The organism is Erwinia sp. (assembly GCF_049696395.1).
Lineage (GTDB): Bacteria > Pseudomonadota > Gammaproteobacteria > Enterobacterales > Enterobacteriaceae > Erwinia.
Genome location: NZ_JBAVTT010000075.1, coordinates 1 through 2,396 on the forward strand (window position 1 = coordinate 1; position 2,396 = coordinate 2,396).

Genomic DNA, 2,396 nt, shown 5'->3' on the forward strand with positions numbered 1-2,396 from the left:
GCCTGACCCATTGCGTTAAAGCCCGGCAGCAGTTTGTCGGCTGAGTTCAGGCTCAGCCGCGCATCAGAAGCCATCAGATAAACCAGCAGCAACGCCAGCAGCGGCAGAAATCCCATCATGAAACGGGCCATTGGCACCGGTTGGTAATTGATCATCTTGCGCATCAGGCGTTCCTCCGGGTTACAGCTGATTAGCCGCAGCCAGCTTGGTGTACTCATCGGTAAAGCGCAGCTTGATGTTGCCCGCATTGCCCCAGTTCCCCGCAGGCGTTGCTATGCCAACTACGTCCGCGCCTGGTGCTGCTTCGCCCAACAGGCCGTGCTTGAAGGAGAATTCGGCAACCAGCTGCATGGTGGCTTTGATTTGTGGCGTGTCGATAAAGTCGAGGGTCAGCTTGGGATCGCTGAACAGGTGCGTGGCGGCCAGCTGCTGATCGAAGCCTGCCAGATCGGTGCCGGAGGCTTCAGCCATTTGCGTGCGGGCTTTGATCGCTTCAGGTGATTTGCCGGACAGGGTTTTCAGCGTTTCGTACCAGGCACCGGTCAGCGCTTTACCCAGTTCAGGGTGTTTTTTCAGCGTGGCCGTGTTGACCACTAACAGATCGAGGATTTCGCCAGGGATTTGAGCAGAGGAGAACACCAGATGGCTGTCCGGCTGCTTCTCCGCTTCGGCCAGCAGTGGGTTCCAGGTAACAATTGAGCCAACGTCAGGCGTGCTGAAAGCGGCGACCAAATCGGCATCGGCGGTGTTCACCACCTTCACGTCTTTTTCGCTCATGCCGGATTTATCCAGCGCGCGGGCCAGCAGGTAATGAGAAACGGAGAGTTCAACCAGGTTGATCGGTTTGCCTTTCAGCGAAGCCACGCTGTCTGCGCCTTTCACCAAAATACCGTCGTTGCCGTTGGAGTAGTCCCCGACGATCAGCGCTGTGCTGTCCACGCCGCCGCTGGCTGGAATGGTCAGCGCATCCATATTGGTCATGGTGCAGCCGTCAAAGCCGCCGGAGGTGTACTGATTTACCGACTCGATATAGTCGTTCACCTGCACGAACTGGATATCGATGCCGTATTTGTCCGCCCATTTTTTGACGATGCCGCTTTGCTGGGCATAGTCCCAGGGCATCCATCCGGCGTAGATAGACCAGCAAATCTTAAAGGCAGGCTTTGCCGCAAGGGCATTGACGCTGAACAGTGCGAGGGCACAGAGAAGAAGCAGACGCTTGAAGGCTGTGATCATGATGGTTCCTCTGACGTTGGCGAGTGAAATAAAAGCAGGAGGCAGCGAGTAACATCGCGCTATCCTCCCGGGCTTTTGTCCCGCCGTGTAACCGCCAGAGGGCGGTCGGTCACTCTCGGACCAGCATCTTTCGACCGGAACCCTAGTGACCCATTTTCATATTGTGTGGCGATACCGGTCACCCGCCATCGCTCCTGCATAGCGTAATACACGCAAGAGTGATGCCAGGTTTGTAATCTGTTGTTATAAGGGGAGTTGTGCAAAAAAATGGGTTGTCGTGATGACAGTAATGCACGATAAAGAGGCGCTCGGGCACTGATACGGAGCAACGGGGTGCTACTTACTGGCAGGATCTCGATGCGGTGAAGGAATTAGCAGGCGAGAACGATAACGTGGCCGTAACTTACCCGGATGACGAAGAGTTTGAGTTGCTTTCAGATCCCTACGTGTTTCAGCACGAGGTTGAAGTCGTTACACCACTCTGGCCATATCTTAAGGTGACCCTGCAGATCACCCTATTGAACATAACATCCATGATCTTCACCGCCAAACATCGCTCGATTTTCGTTCATTTTTTTTGACAGATATAAGCAAATACCTCCGCTATCACTAAAAACCCTTGTGGATTAATATTCTTCTCATCGGAGGCGAACAGCCTTCACAACTTAAAAATCCAGAAGGAATTTAGCCATGAAATCCATCAAAACTTTAGTTGTAGTTTCTGCCCTGTCCCTGATTTCGTTCGGCAGCTTCGCCCAGAGCGTTTCTGTTACTTCCTCTACCCTGGCCAGTGCAGAAGCTGAAATCGCCGCACAGGCACAGCAGCACGGCGACCAGTACAAAATCACCAGCGTAAACAGCAATAACCGCGTGTACATGACCGCACAGCTGTATAAATAACGGATGGTTGCAAAATTAAGAGCCCTAAGAGGTCGCCCGTGTGGCGGCCTTTTTTGATCTGTACCCGCTACCCGGTTGACCTGAACATACCCTCAGTTGCACCCCCACCTAAAATGCACTAAGTGCGTTTCTGACATTAAGCAGCCCGGCGCAGATAGCTGTCCGCTTTGAGCTTTGAGTTCAACCGATGGAAGCATCACAAAGATCGCACTGAGTTAATAAACAGGGATCAGGTCAGTTCAATCAGCGCACTTCTCTCC

2 protein-coding genes, 2 pseudogenes and 1 riboswitch are annotated in these 2,396 nt (G+C 53.2%); of the genes and pseudogenes, 2 read left to right on the plus strand and 2 right to left on the minus strand.

The window, feature by feature from the left end:
- Window positions 1–164: pseudogene (locus tag WCC56_RS10095) on the minus strand (ABC transporter permease); the annotation flags it as partial.
- A 16-nt stretch (window positions 165–180) separates the two neighbouring features.
- A complete protein-coding gene (locus WCC56_RS10100; protein WP_424692239.1) occupies window positions 181–1,236 on the minus strand; it encodes a putative urea ABC transporter substrate-binding protein in 1,056 nt (351 codons plus the stop codon).
- A gap of 62 nt (window positions 1,237–1,298) precedes the next feature.
- Window positions 1,299–1,393: riboswitch (guanidine-I (ykkC/yxkD leader) on the minus strand.
- Window positions 1,394–1,571: 178 nt separating this feature from the next.
- On the opposite strand from WCC56_RS10100, the pseudogene WCC56_RS10105 reads away from it, so the two are divergent.
- Both WCC56_RS10105 and WCC56_RS10110 read left to right on the plus strand, forming a co-directional pair.
- Window positions 1,572–1,718 (plus strand): annotated as a pseudogene (locus WCC56_RS10105) (antibiotic biosynthesis monooxygenase); the annotation flags it as partial.
- 208 nt (window positions 1,719–1,926) lie between these two features.
- Complete coding sequence (locus tag WCC56_RS10110; RefSeq protein ID WP_424692240.1) at window positions 1,927–2,136, plus strand: YdgH/BhsA/McbA-like domain containing protein; 210 nt, start codon at window positions 1,927–1,929, stop codon at window positions 2,134–2,136.
- Window positions 2,137–2,396 lie beyond the last annotated feature (260 nt).

What these genes read in the sequence shown, in the direction of transcription:
- WCC56_RS10110 (WP_424692240.1), top strand. Translation starts at nt 1,927, where the DNA reads ATGAAATCCATCAAAACTTTAGTTGTAGTTTCTGCCCTGTCCCTGATT.
- WCC56_RS10100 (WP_424692239.1), bottom strand. Translation starts at nt 1,236, where the DNA reads ATGATCACAGCCTTCAAGCGTCTGCTTCTTCTCTGTGCCCTCGCACTG.